21 protein-coding genes and 1 tRNA gene are annotated in these 22,061 nt (G+C 60.3%); 4 read left to right on the forward strand and 18 right to left on the reverse strand.

The genetic code is table 11. From position 1 onward, the window contains the following. Nucleotide 1 precedes the first annotated feature (1 nt). The 11 genes from ACNOHI_RS02215 to ACNOHI_RS02265 all read right to left on the reverse strand — a co-directional run bounded on the left by ACNOHI_RS02215 (nucleotide 2) and on the right by ACNOHI_RS02265 (nucleotide 10,206). Nucleotides 2–1,096 carry a DUF484 family protein gene (locus ACNOHI_RS02215; protein WP_420472994.1) on the reverse strand — a complete coding sequence of 365 codons (1,095 nt, stop codon included), beginning with the start codon at nucleotides 1,094–1,096 and terminating at the stop codon, nucleotides 2–4. A 94-nt stretch (nucleotides 1,097–1,190) separates the two neighbouring features. After that, the gene (locus tag ACNOHI_RS02220; RefSeq protein WP_420472995.1) at nucleotides 1,191–2,042 is read right to left on the reverse strand and encodes an MOSC domain-containing protein; all 852 of its coding nucleotides are present in this window, start codon (nucleotides 2,040–2,042) and stop codon (nucleotides 1,191–1,193) included. A 19-nt stretch (nucleotides 2,043–2,061) separates the two neighbouring features. Beyond that, nucleotides 2,062–3,153, reverse strand: a complete 1,092-nt coding sequence (ychF, locus tag ACNOHI_RS02225) for a redox-regulated ATPase YchF (protein WP_420472996.1) — start codon at nucleotides 3,151–3,153, stop codon at nucleotides 2,062–2,064. A gap of 60 nt (nucleotides 3,154–3,213) precedes the next feature. Then, a complete protein-coding gene (locus tag ACNOHI_RS02230; protein WP_420472997.1) occupies nucleotides 3,214–4,308 on the reverse strand; it encodes a patatin-like phospholipase family protein in 1,095 nt (364 codons plus the stop codon). A gap of 13 nt (nucleotides 4,309–4,321) precedes the next feature. Then, nucleotides 4,322–4,900 carry an aminoacyl-tRNA hydrolase gene (pth, locus tag ACNOHI_RS02235; RefSeq protein ID WP_420472998.1) on the reverse strand — a complete coding sequence of 193 codons (579 nt, stop codon included), beginning with the start codon at nucleotides 4,898–4,900 and terminating at the stop codon, nucleotides 4,322–4,324. 138 nt (nucleotides 4,901–5,038) lie between these two features. Next, a complete protein-coding gene (locus ACNOHI_RS02240; protein WP_420472999.1) occupies nucleotides 5,039–5,647 on the reverse strand; it encodes a 50S ribosomal protein L25/general stress protein Ctc in 609 nt (202 codons plus the stop codon). Between the two features lie 98 nt (nucleotides 5,648–5,745). Then, the gene (locus ACNOHI_RS02245; protein ID WP_420473000.1) at nucleotides 5,746–6,696 is read right to left on the reverse strand and encodes a ribose-phosphate pyrophosphokinase; all 951 of its coding nucleotides are present in this window, start codon (nucleotides 6,694–6,696) and stop codon (nucleotides 5,746–5,748) included. 96 nt (nucleotides 6,697–6,792) lie between these two features. Further along, a tRNA-Gln gene (locus tag ACNOHI_RS02250) sits at nucleotides 6,793–6,869 on the reverse strand. Nucleotides 6,870–6,920: 51 nt separating this feature from the next. Then, nucleotides 6,921–7,793: a 4-(cytidine 5'-diphospho)-2-C-methyl-D-erythritol kinase gene (gene ispE, locus ACNOHI_RS02255; RefSeq protein WP_420473001.1), complete on the reverse strand. Its 873-nt coding sequence runs from the start codon at nucleotides 7,791–7,793 to the stop codon at nucleotides 6,921–6,923. Continuing rightward, a complete protein-coding gene (gene lolB, locus ACNOHI_RS02260) occupies nucleotides 7,778–8,329 on the reverse strand; it encodes a lipoprotein insertase outer membrane protein LolB (RefSeq protein ID WP_420473002.1) in 552 nt (183 codons plus the stop codon). The genes ispE and lolB overlap by 16 nt, the downstream gene beginning before the upstream one ends. A 62-nt stretch (nucleotides 8,330–8,391) precedes the next feature. Then, the gene (locus ACNOHI_RS02265; protein ID WP_420473003.1) at nucleotides 8,392–10,206 is read right to left on the reverse strand and encodes a tetratricopeptide repeat protein; all 1,815 of its coding nucleotides are present in this window, start codon (nucleotides 10,204–10,206) and stop codon (nucleotides 8,392–8,394) included. A 190-nt stretch (nucleotides 10,207–10,396) separates the two neighbouring features. Between ACNOHI_RS02265 and mutM the strand changes: the two genes are divergently transcribed. From mutM to mutY, 3 genes are read left to right on the forward strand one after another with little or no spacing between them, the layout of a single operon-like run. Continuing rightward, nucleotides 10,397–11,218 carry a bifunctional DNA-formamidopyrimidine glycosylase/DNA-(apurinic or apyrimidinic site) lyase gene (gene mutM, locus ACNOHI_RS02270; RefSeq protein WP_420473241.1) on the forward strand — a complete coding sequence of 274 codons (822 nt, stop codon included), beginning with the start codon at nucleotides 10,397–10,399 and terminating at the stop codon, nucleotides 11,216–11,218. Nucleotides 11,219–11,267: 49 nt separating this feature from the next. Beyond that, nucleotides 11,268–13,205, forward strand: a complete 1,938-nt coding sequence (locus ACNOHI_RS02275; RefSeq protein WP_420473004.1) for a dynamin family protein — start codon at nucleotides 11,268–11,270, stop codon at nucleotides 13,203–13,205. Next, nucleotides 13,206–14,324, forward strand: a complete 1,119-nt coding sequence (mutY, locus tag ACNOHI_RS02280) for an A/G-specific adenine glycosylase (RefSeq protein ID WP_420473005.1) — start codon at nucleotides 13,206–13,208, stop codon at nucleotides 14,322–14,324. It begins immediately after the preceding gene. On the opposite strand, the gene ACNOHI_RS02285 is transcribed toward mutY, so the two are convergent. The 7 genes from ACNOHI_RS02285 to ilvA form a co-directional block, all read right to left on the reverse strand. Continuing rightward, nucleotides 14,314–15,396: a GGDEF domain-containing protein gene (locus ACNOHI_RS02285; RefSeq protein ID WP_420473006.1), complete on the reverse strand. Its 1,083-nt coding sequence runs from the start codon at nucleotides 15,394–15,396 to the stop codon at nucleotides 14,314–14,316. The genes mutY and ACNOHI_RS02285 overlap by 11 nt on opposite strands. 250 nt (nucleotides 15,397–15,646) lie before the next feature. Further along, complete coding sequence (locus tag ACNOHI_RS02290; RefSeq protein WP_420473007.1) at nucleotides 15,647–16,273, reverse strand: LON peptidase substrate-binding domain-containing protein; 627 nt, start codon at nucleotides 16,271–16,273, stop codon at nucleotides 15,647–15,649. Between the two features lie 15 nt (nucleotides 16,274–16,288). After that, nucleotides 16,289–17,149, reverse strand: a complete 861-nt coding sequence (gene rapZ / locus ACNOHI_RS02295) for an RNase adapter RapZ (protein WP_420473008.1) — start codon at nucleotides 17,147–17,149, stop codon at nucleotides 16,289–16,291. Nucleotides 17,150–17,168: 19 nt separating this feature from the next. Next, nucleotides 17,169–18,107 (reverse strand): HPr(Ser) kinase/phosphatase, encoded by a 939-nt coding sequence (hprK, locus tag ACNOHI_RS02300; RefSeq protein ID WP_420473009.1) that lies wholly within the window; start codon nucleotides 18,105–18,107, stop codon nucleotides 17,169–17,171. A 50-nt stretch (nucleotides 18,108–18,157) separates the two neighbouring features. Continuing rightward, nucleotides 18,158–18,625: a PTS sugar transporter subunit IIA gene (locus ACNOHI_RS02305; RefSeq protein ID WP_420473010.1), complete on the reverse strand. Its 468-nt coding sequence runs from the start codon at nucleotides 18,623–18,625 to the stop codon at nucleotides 18,158–18,160. 262 nt (nucleotides 18,626–18,887) lie between these two features. After that, entirely contained in the window at nucleotides 18,888–19,727 is an 840-nt protein-coding gene (queF, locus tag ACNOHI_RS02310) for an NADPH-dependent 7-cyano-7-deazaguanine reductase QueF (RefSeq protein ID WP_420473011.1), read from the reverse strand. Between the two features lie 95 nt (nucleotides 19,728–19,822). Beyond that, nucleotides 19,823–21,346, reverse strand: coding sequence for a threonine ammonia-lyase, biosynthetic (gene ilvA / locus ACNOHI_RS02315; protein WP_420473012.1), 1,524 nt, complete (start codon nucleotides 21,344–21,346; stop codon nucleotides 19,823–19,825). Between the two features lie 150 nt (nucleotides 21,347–21,496). On the opposite strand from ilvA, the gene ACNOHI_RS02320 reads away from it, so the two are divergent. Next, nucleotides 21,497–21,985 (forward strand): YqaA family protein, encoded by a 489-nt coding sequence (locus ACNOHI_RS02320; protein ID WP_420473013.1) that lies wholly within the window; start codon nucleotides 21,497–21,499, stop codon nucleotides 21,983–21,985. Nucleotides 21,986–22,061: the final 76 nt, after the last annotated feature.

The raw sequence follows: 22,061 nt of genomic DNA on the forward strand, positions 1-22,061 counted from the left end.
GTCAGTTCGCCGGAACGACGCGGTTCCGGCCTAGCGCCTTCGCCTCATAAAGCGCGTGGTCGGCGCGCGCCACCAGGTGTTGTGACGTCGTCTCGACCGCTTCTTCCCCTATGGCAGGCTGCAGCCCGGCTACGCCAACCGAGATCGTCACGTTCAGTTTTTCCCCGCTCGTCAGCACCAGCGGCTGCTCCGCAATGCTCTGCCGGATGCGTTCAGCGACGTTGACCGCGTCCTCGCGCTCCGTATCGGTGAGCAGGACGACAAATTCCTCTCCCCCGAAGCGGCCCAGCGAATCGCTCAGGCGCAGTTCCGCCTTGATACGCCCGGCAACGCCGCGCAACACCTCGTCACCTGCCTGGTGACCGATCTTATCGTTGATCTGCTTGAAATGGTCGATGTCCATGTACATGCAGGACAGCGGCGTCTTCTGCCGGCGGCTGCGGCCGATTTCCTCCAGCAGGCGGCGCTCGATATAGCGGCGATTGTTGACGCCGGTGAGCGGGTCGGTCAGGCCGATGTGCTTGAGCCGCTCGTTGTTGATCACGTTTTCGACGCAGATGGCGACGATGCACGCCATGTGCTCAATGAAATCCGTGCTCATGTTCGGCATGAAACGCGCCGGATCATTGCTGCCGAGGTTCAGCGTCCCGATGAGGCGGGTATGGCGCAATAACGGAACCACGGCGGCACTGGCGGGCGGCGTCAGCGGTTCCGGGAACAGCGCGCCGAACCGTTCTTCGGTGTACTTGCCCAGCACCGGTTTCGACAACTTTCCCGCCAGGTCGCCGAACTCGGCTTCCTCCTGCAGGAACAGCAGTTGCGGCAGCTCGGACAGGTTGATTTCGAGCTGGACCAGGATGCGGCGGATGTCGTACTGGCCGTCGAGGAGGCCGAGTGTCACAAGGTCCAGGCCGGCGGTATCGGGAAAGGTCGTGAACAGGGTGTCGATCAACGCCTGGAAACTGTCGGCGGAGATGAACTGAAGGTCGAGCTGCTGATGCCGCTGCAGGATCTGCTGGTTTTTCTGGGCGTTGGCAATCAGTTGCGCCAACTGATCGCGCAATTGCCGATTTTCCCGCGCCAGATCGTGCGACATGGATGGGTGTCCCGAACGAAGTCAAAAACGATCGGCAAATACTACATGGCGCATTACGAGCCTGCAACCGCAGGCCCGAATGCGTTGACCGGGGTCAGAATGCGAGATCGACACCAATGTCCTGCCCCACGCGCAGGACTTGTCCTTCACCTTCGAGCACGATGGCATTCATGCCGAAGGTGAGGGCGCCGTCGAGTTTCGGGTTGGCTCGGTAGCTTTGCATGATGTCCAGCGGGTCGGGGCCCGGCACGCCGGTCGATTGGTCGACCGACGGGACATTGCAGCGCGAACAGGGCTTGACCGGTTTCAGCTTTGCCTCACCGATACGCAGGGACTCGGCGAAATCTTCCTCGAATGCCTCGATCCCGCCAATCACGATGTTCGGGCGGAAGCGGTTCATCGGCAATGCCTCGCGGCCCTGTGCCTTCAACTTGCCGTTGAGGTCGGCGAGCGAGCCTTCGGAGATCACGAGCATGGGGAAAGCATCCGCAAACAGCGTCGGCGCTTCCACATCCCCGGTCCACTTGCCGCTCGCCAGTCGTTTCGCCTCCGCATGGAAGCGCACCAGGCGGCAGGGCGTGCCGAGGAAGTTCGTGAACCAGGTAGCCGTCACCTCGTCGCAGTCATAGGCTTGCACCGCGTCTTCCCAGACGCGAACCTGCAGCGTTTTTTCCTCTTCCGGATCGGGCAGGCCGAGCGGGATCTCCAGACGCAGCATGCCGGGCGCGCGCAATTCGAGCGTATCCGCCTTGATGCGCGGCGTGATCAGCGCCATTTTCGGGAAGTCGCGCTGGGTCATGAACTCGCCCTTCGTGTCCACGACCATCCATTCGCGGTCGTAGATGTTCTCATACATCAGTCCAGCGCTGGTCAGCGTCGCTTCACGCAGCGAGATGCCGCCGCAGGATTTGATCGGGTACAGGTTCAGTTCGGTCAGGAGTGCCATGCCGCGTCGCTGGAAGGGGTTAAACGTTGAAGAGGAAGTTCAGCACATCGCCATCCTTGACGACGTATTCCTTGCCTTCCGCACGCATCTTGCCGGCTTCCTTTGCGCCTTGCTCGCCCTTGAACGCGATGAAGTCTTCATAGGCGATGGTTTGGGCGCGGATGAAGCCGCGTTCAAAATCGGTGTGAATGACGCCCGCGGCTTGCGGGGCAGTGTCGCCGACGTGAATGGTCCATGCGCGCACTTCCTTCACGCCGGCAGTGAAATAGCTTTGCAGGCCGAGCAGTTTGAAAGCGGCGCGGATCAGACGGTCCAGTCCGGGTTCTTCCATGCCCATGTCGGCCAGGAACACCGTCTTGTCTTCCTCTTCCAGGTCGGCGATTTCCGCTTCGATCGCGGCGCAAATGGCGACCATCGGCGCATTCTGCGATTCCGCATACGCAGCCAACTTGTCCAGCAAGGGGTTATTGGTGAAGCCGTGATCCGACACGTTTCCGACATACATGGCAGGTTTTGCCGTGATGAGGCACAGCGGCTTGATCAATGCCATTTCTTCCGCATCCAGCTTCAATGCGCGTACCGGCTTCGCTTCGTTCAGATGCGGCATCAGGCGTTCCAGCAGCGCAACCAGCTTGGCGGCATCCTTGTCGCCTGAACGCGCTTTCTTGTTTTCGCGATGGATCGCTTTTTCGACCGTGCCCATGTCGGCCAGCGCCAGTTCGGTCTGGATCACTTCAATGTCGGAAAGCGGGTCGACCTTGCCGGCCACGTGCACCACGTTGTCATCTTCGAAGCAGCGCACCACGTTGACGATTGCATCGGTCTCGCGGATGTGGGACAGGAATTGGTTGCCCAGTCCTTCGCCTTTGGACGCGCCGGCCACCAGTCCCGCGATATCCACGAATTCAACGACCGATGGCAGCACACGCTCGGGTTTGACGATGTCGGCCAGCGCCTTCAGGCGCGGATCCGGCACTTCCACGATGCCGACGTTCGGTTCGATCGTGCAGAAGGGGTAGTTTTCCGCCGCGATCCCGGCCTTGGTCAGCGCGTTGAACAGGGTGGATTTGCCGACGTTAGGCAGGCCGACGATGCCGCATTTGAGACTCATGGTATTTGTTTTGCTAAGTGTATGAATTAACCCGCTATTTTACCGTAGCGGCAGGGCGGATCAGAGCGGCTTGACGCGTGCCGGGTCGGGATTTTCGACAAATTCCGCGAGTTCGTCCCGCAGGCGGACGCCTTCGCTGATCGCCAGCTTCCAGTTGAGGATGCGGAAATCGTTGTTGTCGCCGTAGTAGAGGAAGTCGTTCCGGTCCGGGAGTTTGCTTCTGGACAAGGTTTGCAGGAAGGTGCGTGTGGGCGACAGGACGACAACGTTGTCGAGCCAGCTGCTGTTGCGACCGATATTGGCGCGCCGCCACGGCAGGGATTTATCCAGCCAGCCGGGCACGATGTGCTCGCCGAAATGCGGGTAGAGGACGAGGCCTCCCTCGGGATTGCCGCTGACGCGCGAATAGGGGAGGGCAAGATGGTAATCGATCAGTCCGCCGTCCCAAAAGGTACCTGCCGGCGCACCCGGAATGTCGCGCACCGGCTCCATGATGAAGGGCAGCGTGCCCGACGCCAGCAGTGCGCCGCTGAGGTTCTTCGCGGACAGCGGCATGAAACTGGTGTCGAAGGCGTCGAATTTGGCCTTCAACCAGAAAGCGGGATCGCGTTCATCGCCGACGACGACGCGCGACAGGTGGTTGGCGAGCTGGGAGCGCGATACGAGGTTGCCGAGCGCGGCGAGTCCAAAACCCGCGGTAACGGATAGATTGCGCGTGGGCGCTTTGAGTAGCTTGCGTCCGCGCGATACCAGGATCTGCAGGCGATGATAGGGATGCGCCACCATGTGCTGCTCGTGCCCGGTGATGAATTCGGCAAGGAAGCGCTCGCAGGAATCAGACACGAATCGCGGCGTCGGATTGCGCGGATAGCATTGCTCGCAATAGAGGTCGCCAAGCTTCCGGAACGCCTCTACTGGATCCGCCTGGCACGCCGCAGCCATGCGCCAGGCGCCGATCGACGCGCCGATCAGTGTGCGCTCGCGCGGTGCGGATGGCAGCCAGCTGCCGAATAGCCACTGGTCCATCTTCTGGAAAATCAAACCCTTCGGACCGCCTGCAGCGGCAGGGATGATCGCGATGTCTTGCGCGCGCAGGCCGTGTTCCCGGATGTGCTTCAGCGCTTTCGGCCCGGCATGGATCGCCAGCGCCTTCATCGAATCCCTTCCGTCATTTTGCAGTTGAATGCAGCTTCATCATCGCTGCTTCGAATTTGCCTTCGCAGAGCATGGGAATGACATCCAGGCTCTTGTCGATGGCGTCATTGATGAGGATCTGTTCTTCCTTGCGGGGGCGATGCAGGACGAAATCCGCCACAGGCTGCTGCAGGTTCGCGGTGCGCGGATGGCCGATGCCGATGCGCAGTCGCCAGTAGTCCTGCGTGCCCAGTGCGGCAGTGATGTCCTTCAAGCCATTGTGTCCGCCGGACGAGCCACCTTTCTTGATCTTCGCCACGCCCGGTTGCAGGTCGAGTTCGTCATGCACGACGAGGACATCGTCGGGCGGGATCTTGAAGAAGCGGGCAAGCGCGCCAACCGATTGGCCGGAACGGTTCATGTAAGTTTGCGGTTCCAGCAGCCAGACTTCCTGACCGGCGATGACGGTTTTCGCCGCGAGCGCATTGTATTTGGACTCGCGCACAAGCCGGCTGCCGGCAAGATTGTCGACCAGCCAGAAGCCCGCGTTGTGGCGCGTTTGTTCGTATTCAGGGCCTGGATTGCCAAGGCCGACGATGAGACGGATGGGCATGCGTTCTTGATTGTTGCCGCGGAAAAGGAATGATTATCGTGGATGTTGCGGTTTCGCGTCCAATCCGGCGCTGGAAACAAAAAACCCCGTCACATGGACGGGGTTTTTAGTGCGGCATTGCTGCCGGCGAAAGACAAATTACTTCGTCTCTGCTGCGCCTGCTGCTGCGTCGTCAGCGGACACCTGGCCAGCCGGAACGCTTGCGATCGCGATGGTCGGGTTGTTGTCGCCGTGTGCAACTGCGGTAACGCCCTTCGGCAGGGTGATGTCTGCGAGGTGGACGGATGCGCCGGCCTCAACCTTGGACAGGTCGACTTCGACGAATTCCGGCAGGTCGCCCGGCAGGCAGCTGACGTCCAGTTCGTTCATCACGTGGCTGATGATCGCGCCACCCAGCTTCACTGCCGGGGAAACTTCAGCGTTCACAAAGTGCAGCGGCACCTTGACGTGAATCTTCTGGTTCGGGTCGACGCGCTGGAAGTCAGCGTGCAGAACGAGTTGCTTGTATGCGTGTACTTGGAAGTCGCGCAGCAGGACTTTCTCGACCTTGCCGTCGATTTCCATGTCGAGGATCGAAGAGTGGAAAGCTTCCTTCTTCAGCGCGTGGTACAGCGCGTTGTGGTCCAGTGCGATGGCGACCGGAGCGTTCGTGCCGCCATAGATAATGGCCGGCGTCTGGCCCGCATTGCGCAGGCGGCGGCTCGCTCCGGACCCCTGCTCAGTGCGTGGGAATGCGATAACTTTCATTTTTTAGCTCCAAAAGTGCAAGCAAGCTTGCGATAAGTCCCCCGCGACCAGGGGACGTGAAAACCTTCTTCCCGAAGAAAGAAGGGAAAACCGAAAACTTAGTCGACGAACAGCGAGCTGACGGAGTCGCCCTTGGTGATGCGCTTGAAGGTTTCTGCCAGCAGGTCCGCGGCGGTGAGCTGGCGGATCTTCGGGCAGGCCTTGGCTTCGGCGGTCAGCGGAATGGTGTCGGTGACAACCAGTTCGTCCAGCGGCGAGGTCGTGATGCGGTCGATTGCCGGGCCGGAAAGCACCGGGTGCGTACAGTAGGCGACCACCTTCTTGGCGCCGCGCTCCTTCAGCACTTCGGCCGCCTTGGTCAGCGTGCCGGCGGTATCGACCATGTCGTCCATGATCACGCAATTGCGGCCTTCGACTTCACCGATGATGTGCATGACTTCCGACACGTTCGCCTTCGGGCGGCGCTTGTCGATGATGGCCAGGTCGCAGTTCAGGCGCTTGGCCAGCGCGCGTGCGCGAACCACGCCGCCGACGTCCGGCGACACGACCAGCAGGTCGTCGTAGTTTTTCTTGATCAGGTCCGTCAGCAGGATCGGGGATGCGTAGATGTTATCCACCGGAATGTCGAAGAAGCCCTGGATCTGGTCTGCGTGCAGGTCCATGATCAGGACGCGGCCGACACCGGCCTGCTGCAGCATGTTGGCAACGACCTTCGCGGAAATCGCAACGCGGGCGGAACGCGGACGGCGATCCTGGCGGGCGTAACCAAAATAGGGGATGGCGGCGGTGATGCGGCCGGCGGAAGCGCGCTTGAGTGCATCGACCATCAACATGATTTCCATCAGGTTGTCGTTGGTCGGCGCGCAGGTCGATTGCAGGACGAAGACATCCTTGCCGCGCACGTTCTCGTTGATTTCCACCATGACTTCGCCGTCGGAGAATTTCGACACGACAGCCTTGCCGAGGGGGATGCCGAGGTGCTTGACCACCCCTGCGGCCAGCTCCGGGTTTGCGTTGCCGGTAAAGACCATCAGGTTTTCAAGCGCCATGGGACACCTAGGAAATTGCGGGTTAAAAGGATGAAAAGCCGCCAAGGCATGACTGTGTGTCTCGCGTTGGCGGCTTTGGGTTCTTCTTGTATTTAATGGCAGGGGAACAAGGATTCGAACCTTGGAATGCCGGAATCAAAATCCGGTGCCTTAACCAGCTTGGCGATTCCCCTACTCAACCTGTTGTCTGCCGTCGCATGATGCAACGTCAAACGAATTCTGTACTACGTCGTCAGCAAGTGCGAGAGCGGGTGCCGCTCGATCGCTTTGGCTTTCCAGACATTCCACTGGATCTGTCCGGTTTTCTGTGCCGCTTTCAGCACTTCATCAGCTTCATGCTCCTGCCCGAAAGCGCAGAACACGCAAGCACCGGAACCCGTCATCCTTGCATCGCCAAATTGTCGCAGCCATTTGACGGCTTCAGCAATCGGCGGGAAAAGTCTTGTTGCCACGACTTGCAGGTCGTTCTTTCCGAAGCAATTGGATGCCTTGGAAAAGTCCGATATTTTGACGGGGTTTGTGTTTCTTGTCAAACCCGGATCTGAAAATATTGCTGCAGTCGGTGCGGAAACCCCCGGTTCAATGACAACATACCAGCATTTCGGGGTGTCGACAGCTGCCAGATCCTCGCCAACGCCTTCCGCAAAAGCATTCTGGCCGAAGATGAAGAACGGCACGTCGGCGCCTAGCCGCAGGCCGAGTTTCATCAGTTCATTGCGCGTCAGCCCGGTCTGCCACAGATGGTTGAGCACAATCAGCGTGGTCGCCGCGTCCGAAGAGCCTCCGCCAAGTCCGCCGCCCATCGGCAGCTTTTTTTCAATGGCAATGTCCGCACCCAGTGCCGCACCCGAGGTGGCTGCGGCTTTGAGCAGCTTCGCGGCACGTACGATCAGGTCGGAGTCCTCCGGTACGCCCGGAACGTCAGTGAGGCGGCGTACCGCGCCATCGCTGCGCACGGTGAAATGCAGCAGGTCCGAATGGTCCAGCAACTGGAATGCGGTTTGCAGCAGGTGGTAGCCGTCCGGACGGCGTCCGGTGACGTGCAGGAACAGATTCAGCTTGGCGGGTGCCGGGCAGTTGTTCAGCGTGGTTGCCATGTGTCGATGACGATGCGAAGAGAAACGTCGCCTGCCTGCTCGGTGTGGCGGGCAAGGTCGATGCGTTTGGGACGATTTTGGGACGACGGATTTTCCTCGAGCCAGCTGGCGTAGTGGATACGCCAGCCGTCGCGCGAATCGATGCGCGTTTCGGGCGGGTTGGCAATGACGCGTTTGCCGGCGGAATCGACAGCGAAACCCTGCAGCCATTCTCGCAGGCCGGCGACCGGCAATGGCCATCCAAGTGTTTCTGCAGTCAGCGCGTCGACGTTGGCGGCGCTCTTTGCCGGCTGTCCTGCCTGCCTGAGTGCCGCGCCTTCGGCATTGACGTCGATGACTGCCACTGTCTGGCCCAGCGGCGACAACAGGGTGACGGTGGTTTGAGCGGGGGTCTGCGACCAGGCGAAGCTGCCGTGCAGGGCTTCTTCCCTGCTGTTGGCCTGGTAGCGCACGGATAGACGCCCAGCGATGTCGATCGTCTCGTGGAAGTCCCGTTGTGGCGCCTGTACCGCCGATCCAGGAGTTGGCGGCTGCACAGTGGCGCACCCCGCCAGCAGCAATGGCAACGCGATTGCGATTGCCCGGGCAAGGCAAAGACTCATAGATTGACGTTCAGGCGCGCAAGCGTGCTCTTCAATGTGTCGTTCTGCGGGTCCTTGGTCTGCGCGTCACGCCACAGCTTCTGCGCGTCATCTTTCTGGCCTTTTACCCAGAGTACTTCGCCCAGGTGAGCGGCGATCTCGACGTCCGGGCGCAGCTCGTAGGCGCGGCGAAGCAGTGCTTCGGATTCCTTCAGGTTGCCAAGCCGGAATTGCACCCAGCCCATGCTGTCCATAATGAAGGGATCGTCCGGAGCCAGTTGAAGGGCTTTGTCGATCAGGGAAAGCGCTTCCTGCAATCGCACATTCCGCTCCGCCAGTGAATAGCCGAGGGCGTTGTAGGCATGCTGGTTGTTGGGCGCCAGTTCCATGATCTTGCGCAGCGATGATTCCATCACCTCCCATTGGCTGCTCTTCTCCGCAGCCATCGCGTAGTCGTAGAGCAGGTCGGTATTGGTGGGGAAGCGCGCAAGTCCTGTCTTGAAGACTTTCAGCGCTTCCGGCAGCTGGTTGGCGTCGCGCAGGAGCTGGCCTTCGGCGATGACGATCTGGGCTTCCTCGCGGTCACCGCTGACGCTCAGTTCGTGCAGCAGCTTGCGAGCGCCTGCCATGTCGCCGCGTTTGGCGATCACCTGCGCGCGTTTGATTTGTGCATTTAGGTAGGCTTCGCCAGGTTCGATCTGCGCCAGCCATTTGAGGACGCCGTCGCTGTCCTTGCGCTCTTCGGCAATCTGCGCGAGCAGCAGCAAGGCCTGGGACGGGTCACGCTCGTCATCCGGCTTCGCCGACAAGAGATTGAGGTACGATGTCAAGTATTGCTCGGCCGCCTTCAGGTCGTTGGTTTGCATGCCGAGTACGCCGAGCGCGTACAGCGAAGTCAAGTCTTGCGGCTGGTCCTTCAGCAGGGCTTCGAATTCCCCGCGTGCCTTTGCGTATTGCTTCTGGTCGATCAGCATGCGCGCATAGGCCATGCGCACATCGCGCGCCTTGGGGTAGCTGGCGACAAAATCGCCGAGCAGTTTTAAGGACTCCGCTCTGTCCTGCGTCACCTGTACCAGCGCAAGGATCGCGAGCTCGGAATCCGGCTTGGCTTTCAGTGCCGTTTCGGCTTCCTCGCGCGCGCGCTGCGTGTCGCCGCGCGCATAGGCGCCCTGCGCAAGAGCCAGCCTTGCTTCAGGCAGATCGAGGTAGGGCTGGAGGATGCGTTCCAGCATGGCGAACGCGGCGTTCTTGTCCTTGGCCCGGGCGAGCAGGCGCTGCATCTGGAAGGCGAGCAGGCCGCGGGTCTGCGGCCGCGCTTCCTTGAGGCGCTCCTCGAGGACAGGTTGCGCTTCGTCGAGGTTGTCGCTCAGGATGACGAAGCTCAGGTAATACTGGGTGGCTTCGTCGGAGTTCGGGGCGAGAGTCCGCCACAGGCGTACCGCGGCCAATGCTTCATCGGCCTGTTTCGCGGTCAGGGCCATTTCCGCCGCGCGCCGTGCCACGCGCGGATCGCGCGTCTGCTGGGCGAGGGAGAGGAGCGTCACGTAGGCGGTTTGCCAGTCACCCCGCTGGAATGCGATTTCCGAGGTAACGAGCTTGTAGACCAATTCGTCCGTCAGCTCGACCGAGGGGAGCGGATCTTCCGGTTTCTGCTCGCCGGAGCCGGAGCGCTTGTGCGGAGAGGCCGGCAATGTCTTCCTGACGACCGACTCGTCCGCGTTGGCCACGGCGGCCGGCGCGGCCGCGATCACGGGCTGCGCAGGCTGGATGGTTCTGGTCGCGCACGCGGACAACACGATCGGCAGAGTTACAATGAGAAGAGTGTTTTTCAAGGAAGATTCCCGGCTAATCAGGCAGTAGTCATTTTACGCCCAACGGGGACGCTATGCGCGAGGGTAATACAGGGCTGCGAAGCCGATTCATCGCCCTTGCCGACATCGTCGTCGCCGTATCCAGACCGCTCCATTGATACCACATTTGTCATGCGTCAAATTTGTCATTCTGCAAAAAATTATCTCAACGATGCCTGAACTACCCGAAGTTGAAGTAACGCGCAGAGGTGTCGCTCCCCATCTGGACGGGCAGGTGGTTGTCGGCGTCGCACTTCGCCACACCGGCCTTCGATGGCCTTTTCCCGAAGGACTCGCCGAACTCCTGCGCGGTCAGCGCATCCGTTCGACGGGAAGACGCGGTAAATATCTCCTGATCGGGTTCGACCACGGCACGCTGATTGTTCACTTGGGCATGTCAGGCCATCTGCGCATACTGCCGCGCGGCACTCCGCCTGAAAAGCATGACCATTTCGACCTCGAGGTTGGTGACCAGCTCATGCGGATGACCGATCCTCGCCGCTTCGGCGCCGTCCTCTGGCATGGAAACAGCGAGGGGGTGGTCGATGAGCATCTCCTGTTGCGGGGACTGGGTGTGGAACCGCTGGAGCCGGCGTTTGACGCCACGTTGCTGTACAGGATGACCCGCCGGCGAAGCGCTCCGATCAAGCAGGTGTTGCTCGCCGGAGACATTGTCGTTGGTGTCGGCAATATCTATGCATCCGAAAGTCTCTTCAAGGCGGGGATTAATCCACGTACGCCAGCGCATCGCATCGGTCTTGTCCGATATGAAAGACTGGCGGCAGCCATCCGTGAAACGCTCGCCGCTGCCATAGAGAAAGGCGGCAGCACACTGCGGGATTTCATGGCCGCCGACGGCCAGCCCGGATACTTCCAGCAAAGTTATTTTGTCTACGATCGCGCCGGTGAACCATGTCGGATATGCCAGACGACAGTCCGGGCGATCAAGCAAGGTCAGCGATCGACCTTCTACTGCCCAAATTGTCAAAAATGAGTCCGGGTGCTAGATTCGTACATTCATACAGTGTTAGCTTGGGGAAATTGTGAGCAATCTGGTACAAAAGTTCCAGGAGTACAGTGGTTGGCGTAACAACGTCATGGCCGCGCTCGAGCGCTATCGCGCTTGCGTTGGGGCGACGGACCTCGCCGACCCGGTCAGCGACCAGCATTTCTCGCGCCTGAAAGCCCGGCTGACCGACGACAAGCTTTCGATTGCCTTTGTGGCGGAATTCTCCCGCGGCAAGTCGGAATTGATCAACGCGATCTTCTTCGCCGATTACGGACAGCGCATCCTGCCTTCTTCCGCCGGGCGTACCACCATGTGCCCGACGGAATTACTGTACGACGAAACCTTTCCGCCCTCGATCCGGTTGCTGCCGATCGAAACCCGCGCGGAAGCAGCATCGACCAGCGATTACAAGGACAACAACCATGTATGGACCGTCCTGCCGCTCGATATTACGTCGGGCGAAGGCATGCTGGATGCATTCAAGCAAGTCAGCCTGACCAAGCGCGTTCCGGTCGAGGAGGCGAAGCGCTACGGCCTGTACCATGAAGACGATCCCGATGCGTCGCTGTCCGTGGGCGACGACGGCCTTGTCGAGATTTCACAGTGGCGTCATGCCATCGTCAATTTCCCGCATCCGCTGCTGAAGCAGGGACTGGTCATCATCGATACGCCGGGGCTGAACGCCATCGGCACCGAGCCGGAACTGACGCTGAACCTGATCCCGAATGCACATGCCGTGCTGTTCATCCTGGCGGCCGATACCGGCGTCACCAGGAGCGACATCGACGTCTGGCGCGACCATATCGGCGGCGGTCCCGCCCGCCTCGTCGTGCTCAACAAGATCGACAGCATGTGGGATGAGCTGCGCACTGCGGAAGAAATCGAAGAACAGATCGAAAAGCAGGTGGCGACCGTCGCCCATACGCTCAGCTTGTCCTCCCACCAGGTATTTCCGATCTCCGCCCAAAAGGGCCTGGTCGGCAAGGTCAATCGTGACGCTGAATTGCTGGAAAAGAGCCGTTTGCCCGCACTTGAATCCGCACTGTCGGAAGAGCTTATTCCCAGCAAGCGGGAAATCGTTCGCGGCCAGCTCGAGACGGAGGTCAATGAGCTGACCGCGGCCAAGCAAGCACTGCTCGCTTCGCGCAGCCGCAACATCGTGGAGCAGCTGGTTGAACTGAAGAGCCTGCGCGGCAAGAACCAGTCGATCATCGAACACATGATGAAGCGCGTCGACCTCGAGAAGAAGGAGTTCGACGGCAGCTTGCTGAAGCTTCAGGGCACGCGCGCCGTTTTTACGCGTCTGTCGAGCGAGGTCTTCACCAGCCTGGGCATGGATATCCTGAAGACGGAAATCCGCAAGACCCGGGACTCCATGGAAAAGAGCAAATTCTCCGCCGGCTTGCGTTCCGCGGTGAAGGATTTCTTTGCGCATGTGCGCAACAACCTCGTGCAGTCCGGACAGAAGACCGACGAGATCACCGAAATGATGACGGTGATGTACCGGAAATTCTCCACCGAGCATGGCCTTGCGCTCTCTACGCCGATGCCGTTCTCGCTCGAGAAGTATCTCAAGGAAATCGAGCTGATCGAGACCGTTTACCACAAGCAGTTCGGCACGGCGGCGATCCTCACGATGCCGCAAGTCGCCCTGATGACCAAGTTCTTCGACTCGATCGCATCGCGCGTCAAGCAGAGCTTCCTGCAGGCGAATCGCGACGTCGAGGCATGGCTGAAGGTCGTCATGGCGCCGCTCGAAGCGCAGATCTGGGAACACCGCTCGCAGTTGAAGAAGCGCCGCCAATCGATCGAACGTATCCATCTTGCTACCGACAGCCTGGAAGAAAAGGTGCAGGCGCTGGAAGCAATGCAATCCGAGATCGAGGCGCAGAAGAAAGCCCTCCAGACGCTGGAGGCGGAACTGAAAGGCGCAATTGCCGCAGAGCTGTCCGCACTCAAGGCGGCTGCATAGATGAAGCGGGTTGCAGGGGCGCCGGCAGCGCAGGCTGCGGGTGCCGGTTCGGCGCTTTCCGACCCATCGTTTTCGCAGGCCGTCATCCGATGGCAAAAGCAGCACGGCCGTCACACGCTGCCATGGCAGAACACGACGGATGCCTATCGCATCTGGCTGTCGGAAATCATGCTGCAGCAAACCCAGGTATCGGCGGTCATTCCCTACTATCTCCGTTTTCTTGAACGATTTCCCGATGTCGCCTCGCTAGCGGCAGCGCCTTCCGAAGAGGTGATGGCGCACTGGAGCGGGCTCGGGTACTACTCGCGCGCGCGCAATCTTCACCGTTGCGCACAGCGCGTGGTGTCGGAGTTCGGCGGCGTCTTTCCCGCCGATCCCGCGCAGCTCGCCGACTTGCCGGGCATCGGTCGCTCGACGGCGGCTGCCATTGCCGCTTTTGCCTACGGCGCCAGGGCGGCCATCCTGGATGGCAACGTCAAGCGCGTGTTCGCGCGGGTATTCGGCATTGAGGGCTTTCCGGGAGCAAAGCCGGTCGAAGACAGGATGTGGCAACGCGCGGTCGCGCTCCTCCCGGCCCAGGATATCGAGTCGTATACGCAGGGGTTGATGGATCTTGGCGCAACCTTGTGTACGCGCAGCAGTCCGTCGTGCAACCAATGCCCGCTGGTCGAGCGTTGCGTTGCTTATGAAAGCGGACGCGTGCACCTGCTGCCGGAGCGGCGTCCGAAAAAGGCAGTTCCGGAAAAATCCACTGCGATGCTGGTCATCACCCACGATGGTCATGTCTTGCTGGAGCAGCGCCCGGATTCCGGTATCTGGGGCGGACTGATGTCGCTGCCTGAAATCGCCGAAGACTCCGATGACGCGTTTTCGGCGGCAGCGCCTTTCGGGGAACCGGAATCCAGCGAGAAGCTTACGCCGTTTTCCCACACGTTCACCCATTTCAAATTGCATGTCTCGCCGTACCGGATCCGGCTCTCCCGACGCAAGGACGCAGCCAGGCAGTCGAGTCATGTCTGGTACCCCGGCGAACGCCTGGCGGACGCGCCGTTACCGGCGCCGGTGAAAAAGCTGCTGCTTGCGGTTTTCCGCGAGCCGGACCTGCTCGCTAATCGTTGATCCATTCGACCCGGTTGCGCCCGAGCTGTTTGGCCTGGTAGAGCGCGGAATCGGCGCGCGAAATCAGGTCGGTGATTTTTTCTCCGTGCCGGTATTGGGCAACGCCGATCGACAGCGAAATGTGCTTCTGCGCCAGGATCTTCTGGAAATCGAGGAAGTGTGCATAGACGCGCAGCCGTTCCGCGTGCATCACGGCGCCTTTCACATCGGTGTCGGGCAGGATCTGCATGAATTCGTCGCCGCCATAGCGTCCGAGGACGTCGGTGTCGCGGATGCTGTCTCGCGCGACGCGCGCAAATTCCTTCAGGATCGTGTCGCCCACGAGGTGCCCGTTGTTGTCGTTGATTTCCTTGAACCTGTCGATGTCGATCAGGCAGATGGTGAACGGGATGTCGCAGCTGTCGGCCTGCAGCTTGGCCTGTTCCAGTTCGGACTGTAGCTGGCGGCGGTTGTAAAGGCCGGTCAGTTCGTCGCGGACGGATTTTTCTTCATAGTGCTCAAGCTGGTAGCGCGTCGCGCGCAGCAGCTGGCGCATGTTCTGGATCTGTTTGCCGACGATGATCATGCCCGGCAGCGTCAGCGCGAGTACGAACCATTGCGCCATGTCGGCGCGGAAGCCGAAGTGGTAGCCCTCGGCCTGGGCGCGTACAAGAATGATGCCGAGGTAGGCGGCCATGCAGCCGATGGAGAGCAGGATCAGTGATGCGGTGGAAAGCCGGAAGATGCTGAACGAAAACGCAATCAGGACGAACGGCACCAGCGCAACCTGGGTTGAGCGTTCGAGGTAGGCAACCCCGAGCATGATCAGCAGCGACGTCATCAGTTGCGGCAGCATCAGGCTGGGTTCATGGAAGCGTTGATTCAGACCGAAGCGGATGATGCCATGGAAGAGCGCGACAACCACGACGACCGCCACGGCCGCGCCGCTGAACGTCAGGCCGCTGATGAATCCCTGCCGATAGAAGATGTACAGGCTAAGCGCGTACAGCAGCGAAATCAGGCCGATCGGCGAAATCTGGGGAATGCGGACGGGCAGCATATTCTTGCGACGGTTGATCGTGTCAGATCGCATCGTTTCGCGTGCGTCGTCCAATAGCATGGGATTAGCGCTCAATGTGTGCGGGTAAATGCTTCCTGGTTGCGGGGAAAGTTTGCCGATACGGCAGTGACCAGCCATTTATCCTACGAATGCCATGCCGCGATTTTGCGCGGTAACAAACCGGGGACAAAAAATGCGGTGGAGAAGCTTGGCGTGCGAGTGATTCTCGCAAATGTCACATCACCGGGCGGCGATGCACACCAGATTCTTGTCTTTGTTTTAATCAGACGATCTGATGCTGAACCAGATACTGATGGATGATGGAGAGACGGCTTTCCACGTCGAGCAGTTCCAGCAGTTTTTGCCTCGCCTTGAGCGGGATCGGAAGGATCTCGCACCAGCGGTTGGCAACCCAGCTCGCGCTGTCGAGGCGTATCGGCTGCGAGAACGGACTGATGAAGTCGCTGCCCCGTTCGACACGGCCCTTCGCGTTGACATCGTCGATGACCATCTTGAGCGTCTTCGCGCAGGTCACGTGGATGTCACTCGTTGGCACCGTGCTGTCGGGTGCGATCAGGTCGACACGCGCTTCAAGGCGCTGGTCGGGCAGCACGCGGGTTTCACGAATGCGGAAGCGTTCGCCGCCCTGCGTGCGCAGCATCATGACGCCGAGCGTCTCCATGTCCCACCCGGTGATGTGCGCAAGGCAGCCGACCTCCTCCGGTTCGGCCGCAGCGCCGACTTCCTGTCCGCTCTTGATGAGGACGACGCCGAACGGGACGTTGTCTTTCATGCATTCCCGGACCATGTCGATGTAGCGTGCTTCAAAGACCTTCAGCGGAAGGACGCCGTCAGGGAACAGGACCGTCTTCAGTGGAAACAGCGGGAGCCAGGAGTCAGTCGCGCGCATGGAATGCCAGGGAAATCAGTTCAACTCGCGGTGACGGACGAGCACGCGCTCGGAGGCCCGGAAATGCCTTGCCAGCTTCTCGACCATGTACACCGAACGATGCTGGCCGCCTGTACAGCCGATGGCGACGGTGAGGTAGCTGCGGTTGTCATTCTTGAATGCCGGCAGCCATTTCTCGACGAAGGTGCGGATGTCGGCAAGCAGTTCCGCCACGTGGGCTTGGACGTCGAGGAAGGCGATCACCGGTTCGTCGCGTCCGGTGTACGGACGCAGGCGCAGGTCGTAAAAGGGATTGGGCAGCACGCGGACGTCGAACACGAGGTCCGCGTCGAGCGGCACGCCGAACTTGAAGGCGAATGATTCGAACAGCAGGGTGAGCGGCGTGCGTTCGGTCTCCACCAGGTCCTTGATCCAGGCGCGCAGCTTGTTCGCGGAGAGGCCGGAAGTATCGATGACATGGCCGATGCCTTCGACGGCGGACAGCATTTCGCGCTCGCGCAGGATGCATTCAGTCAGGGTCGGCTGGTCGCCGCCGGGAGCCGGGCGGAAACGATGCGAGAGCGGATGGCTGCGGCGCGTTTCGGAAAAGCGTGCGATCAGGGATTCCGTCTTCGCCGAGAGAAACAGGACTTTGACGTCGTGGCCTTCATCCTTCAATTTCTGGATGTCGGCGGGAAGTCCGGCCAGGGAGTCGGCGCTGCGCGCGTCCATTGCTACTGCAAGGTTTTGCGCGCCTTCTTCCAGCCGGGTCTCGACGAGTTGGCGCAATAATTTGGGCGGCAGGTTATCGACGCAAAAGTAACCCGCGTCTTCGAGTGCATTCAGTCCGACCGATTTTCCCGAGCCGGAAATGCCAGTGATGAGAATGATGCGCATAGGCGGTAATCATACCGCATTAGTCATTGCCCATCGCCTTCTGCTGCCGCTCCATGAACTCCTTCAAGGTGTCGATGCCGCGCAGCTGGAGGATGGTATTGCGTACCGCGGCTTCGAGCAGCACCGCGAGGTTGCGGCCGGCTTCCACCGGGATGATGACCTTGCGGATTGGCAGGCCGAGCACTTCCTCGGTCTGGGAGTGCAGGGGCAGGCGCTCGTAGTTTTCTTCCAAGGTCTTGCGGCGGACGAGGTGGACGATGAGTTTCAGCCGCATTTTCCGCCGCACGGCGGTTTCGCCGAAGATCGTCTTGATGTCCAGCAGGCCCAGGCCGCGCACTTCCAGCAGGTTCTGCAGCAGCGGCGGGCAGCGGCCTTCGATCATGTTCGGGGCGATGCGGGAGAATTCGACCGCGTCGTCAGCCACGAGGCCGTGGTTGCGGGAAATCAGTTCCAGGCCCAGTTCGCTCTTGCCGAGCCCGGATTCGCCAGTGATCAGCACGCCGACGCCCAGTACGTCCATGAACACGCCGTGCATGGTCACGCGCTGCGCCAGTTCCTTGGACAAGTAGACGCGGAGATAATCGATGACTTGCGCGGCGGGCAGCGGGGTGGAAAACAACGGGATGTTTCGCTCGTCGCACACCTGCAGGATGTAGGGCGGTGTTTCCAGGCCCTGCGCAATGATGAAGGCGGGCGGCTCGCCGTTGACCAGTTCTTCCGTCTGGTATTTGCGCGAAGTGGGGGAGAGCTTGTTGTAGTACTGGATTTCCTGGTGGCCGAAGACCTGCAGCCGGCCAGGGTGGATGAGGTTCAGGTGGCCGACCTGGTCGGCGGCGGAAGTGGCATCGCCGGAGATGCGGCGTTCACCGCCCGGAAAGCCGGCAAACCAGCCCAATTGCAATGCTTCGCGGGTGTCGTCGTAGAGCTGCTGGATCGAAAGGTTGGTTTGTGTGGGCATGGGCGGAACTCAATGTGATGGGAGGGAACGCCCTCCCACATGAGTTCCGATTATGCATGCACGCTCGGTTCCCACGCAATAATGCGCGAATGGACCGAGGCGGCGTCCGGATCGGTCGCTAGCTGATTGCGGAAAGTCTCGTCGGAGAACATCTCGGCGACTTCGGACAGGATTTCGAGATGCTGCTGCGTCACATGGTCGGGGATCAGCAGGAATACCAGCAGCTTGACCGGATGGCCGTCCGGCGATTCAAAGGGAATCGGCTCCTTCAGGCGGACAAAGGCGGCCAGCGGCGCTTTCAACCCTTTGATGCGGCCGTGCGGCACGGCCACACCATGACCCAACCCGGTCGAACCAAGGCGCTCGCGGGCAAACAGATTGTCCGACACAACGGAGCGCGCGATGCTGCAGTTGTTCTCGAAGATCAATCCCGCCTGCTCGAATGCGCGTTTCTTGCTCGAAACCTCGAGATCCAGAACCACGTTGTTGGCCGACAGGATTTTTGAAAGGTTGGTCATGTTACAAAACGGTATGCTGCACCGCACAATGCGTTATTTTGTGTCGCATTATAGGCCTCTTCCGGGGATGTGCAATGACTTAGCTTAGGGTTGCCTGAAGAAACTACATTGATAGTAAGCAGGAAACGGTTGCCCATCATTCAACATTTGTCAGCATGCCGCATGCGCATTGCGTCAGACAGTCCTTGGTAAAAATGGTTTCCGGCAGGCACTGTTTTTTCCGGCACAAAGCATCATCCTTCGCGAGGCAAATAAACAACGGTTATTGCCGCGCATTGCGCCGGTTCGAAGGGCGCTGTCCAGTACTAAAGTTGGTCCGCCATGGGTTGATATCAAGACCTCCGCGGCGTGTATACCGTGCATATACCGACAATTTCTGCGGTTTGCACTGGCGCATGATGTCCATGAAGATGCGCTCCACGCATTGCTCATGGAATTCGTTATGGTTACGGAAGCCGACGAGGTAGTGCAGCAAGTGCTCCTGGTCGATTTGCGGCCCGACGTAGTGGATCTGCACGCTTCCCCAGTCCGGTTGGCCCGTGACGAGGCAATTCGATTTGAGGAGATGGGACACCAGCGTCTCTTCGACGATTGCCTCCTCGAGGTTTGCCTTGAGGATCGCCGGGTTGGGACTGTATTCGCTGACCTCGATATCAAGGCGGTCGAGGAGCAAGCCCTCTAGTTCCCCCATTTCCACCGCTGAAAACGCATCGGGCGTCGTGAGCTTGACCTGCACAGACGATCCGAAACCATTCGACAGGTCAGTGCGCAGCATGGCGGCCAGCGCTTCCGGCGATTCGATGCGCGTCTGGTTGAAGGAATTCAGGTAGAGCTTGAACGACTTCGATTCGATGATGTTCGGCGAATCGGCCGGTACGGTAAACGTGGCGATCGCGACCTGCGGCTTGCCGCGCGGGTTCAGCCAGGACAGTTCGTAGGCATTCCAGATATCGACGCCGAAGAAAGGCAGCGTTCCCGAAACGCCAATTTCCAGGCGCTTCTGTTCGCGCGGGATCGGGAAGAGCAGGGAGGGCGTGTACTCGGCCTGGTAGGAGGTCGGTTTGCCGAGCGGCGAGGCTTCCGGCTGGTTGGAGATGGTCATACGCGGCGCGGCATGAAGCCGTGAAAAACGTCCGAGAGGGCTGTGATGTCAATGAGACAGCGGCCGGCCCCCTCGGTTCGGCCGCCGCATGCTTCTTACAGGAACAGTTTATAGACCGGATTGTCGGTTTCGTCCCAATGACGATAGCCGAGGCTGGACAGGAAGGTGCGGAAAGACTTCATTTCCTTCTTCGGCACCTGCAGGCCGACGAGGATGCGGCCCACGTCGCCGCCCTGGTTCCGGTAATGGAACAGGCTGATGTTCCAGTTCGGCGCCATGCTGTCGAGGAAGCGCATCAGCGCGCCCGGACGCTCCGGGAATTCGAATCGGTACAGCAACTCGTCGTGCGCGAGCGGGCTCTTGCCGCCGACGAGATGGCGCACGTGCAGCTTGGCCAGTTCGTCGTGCGTCAGGTCCAGGGTCTTGAAGCCGTGCTTTTCGAAGTTCTTCGAGATCTTCTCGGATTCGTCGCGCTTGGAGATCTGGATGCCGACAAAGACGTGGGCGACCTTCGCATCGCTGATGCGGTAGTTGAACTCGGTAACGTTGCGCGGACCGACCAGTTCGCAGAAACGCTTGAAGCTGCCGCGCTCTTCGGGGATGGTGACGGCGAAAAGCGCTTCTCGTGCTTCGCCCACTTCGGCCATTTCGGCCACGAAGCGCAGACGGTCAAAGTTCATGTTGGCGCCACTGGTGACGGTCACCAGGTTCTGACCGCTGATCGGCTTCTTGCCGGCCTTCGAACGCTCGACGTAAGCCTTCGCCCCGGCGACAGCCAGCGCGCCCGCCGGTTCCAGGATGCTGCGGGTGTCCTGGAAGACGTCCTTGATGGCGGCGCACACCTCGTCGGTGTCGACCAGGATGACTTCATCCACATACTGCTTGGCCAGACGGAAGGTTTCCTCGCCCGCGAGCTTGACCGCGGTGCCGTCGGAGAACAGGCCGACATCGCCGAGGGTGACGCGGCGGCCGGCCTTCAGGCTGCGTGCCATGGCATCGGAATCCGTGGTCTGCACGCCGATGACCTTGATATCGGGGCGGACCGCCTTGACGTAGGCGGCCACGCCCGCAACCAGGCCCCCGCCGCCGATGGCACAGAAGATCGCATGGATGGGTTCGGATAGCTGGCGGAGGATTTCCATGCCGATCGTGCCCTGGCCGGCGATCACATACGGGTCATCGAACGGGTGGACGAAGGTCAGCTTGAGCTTCTTTTCCAGCGTCAGCGCGTGGTTGTATGCATCGGTGTAGGAGTCCCCGAACAGCACGACTTCGCCGCCGCGCGCGCGCACGGCTTCCATTTTTACCGGGGGAGTCGTCGTCGGCATGACGATCACGGCACGGCAGCCGAGGCGGGTCGCGGACAGTGCGACACCCTGTGCATGGTTGCCGGCCGAAGCGCAAATCACGCCACGCTTCAGTTGGGCCGGCGTCAGGTGGGCCATCTTGTTGTACGCGCCGCGAATCTTGAAGCTGAAAACGCTCTGGATGTCCTCACGCTTGAAGTAAATGCGATTGTCCGTGCGCTGGGACAGCGTGGGCGCGAGTTCGAGCGGCGTTTCGACCGCGACGTCATAGACGCGGGCGGTCAGGATTTTCTGTAGGTAGTCGGTAGTCATAGGTTCGATGTCGGCTGCATGCATTCCCCAATGCGCACGCAGCCCGCCATTATAATGGACGCCTCCGGCGAATCTTCCATGCCTGGCTTCTCCTGCTTATATATCTGATATGTCCCGTCTCAGCTTGACGGGGCGCCCATTGTTCAATCGATGATCGAATCTGCAATTCGCTGGCTACTTTCTGTTCTCGCCATTCCCGACGTCGGGCTGTCCTCAGTTTTCATCATCAGCGTCGTGTCGGCCACCTTGCTTCCCCTCGGTTCGGAGCCGGCGGTTTTCGCCGTCGTCAAGGCCAACCCCGCGCTGTTCTGGCCGGCCATCGCCGTGGGAACGCTCGGGAATACCATCGGCGGGATCATCGATTACTGGATGGGGTACGGGGCCAAGCAGGCGTTCGCGAAAGAGCGCCAATCCCGCTGGTTCGGCTGGCTTGAGCGCTTCGGGGCGAAAGCGATGCTGCTCGCCTGGCTTCCCGCGGTCGGTGATCCACTCTGCACGCTTGGCGGCTGGCTGAAACTGCCGTTCTGGCCCTGCGTCCTGTATATGGCAATCGGCAAATTCCTGCGTTACCTGACGATGACCACATTGCTGCTCTATGTGCCCGACGGCTTCTGGCGCGCGCTCGCCAATTTGTTCTGATTGTTGCGCAATTGAAACTTTTTCCTGAAATCCTGCCCGCAAATCCTCAAATTAGGCCGTACGCCAAGTAAGGCTG

This window comes from Noviherbaspirillum sp. ST9 (genome assembly GCF_048799745.1).
Classification (GTDB): Bacteria; Pseudomonadota; Gammaproteobacteria; order Burkholderiales; family Burkholderiaceae_D; genus Noviherbaspirillum.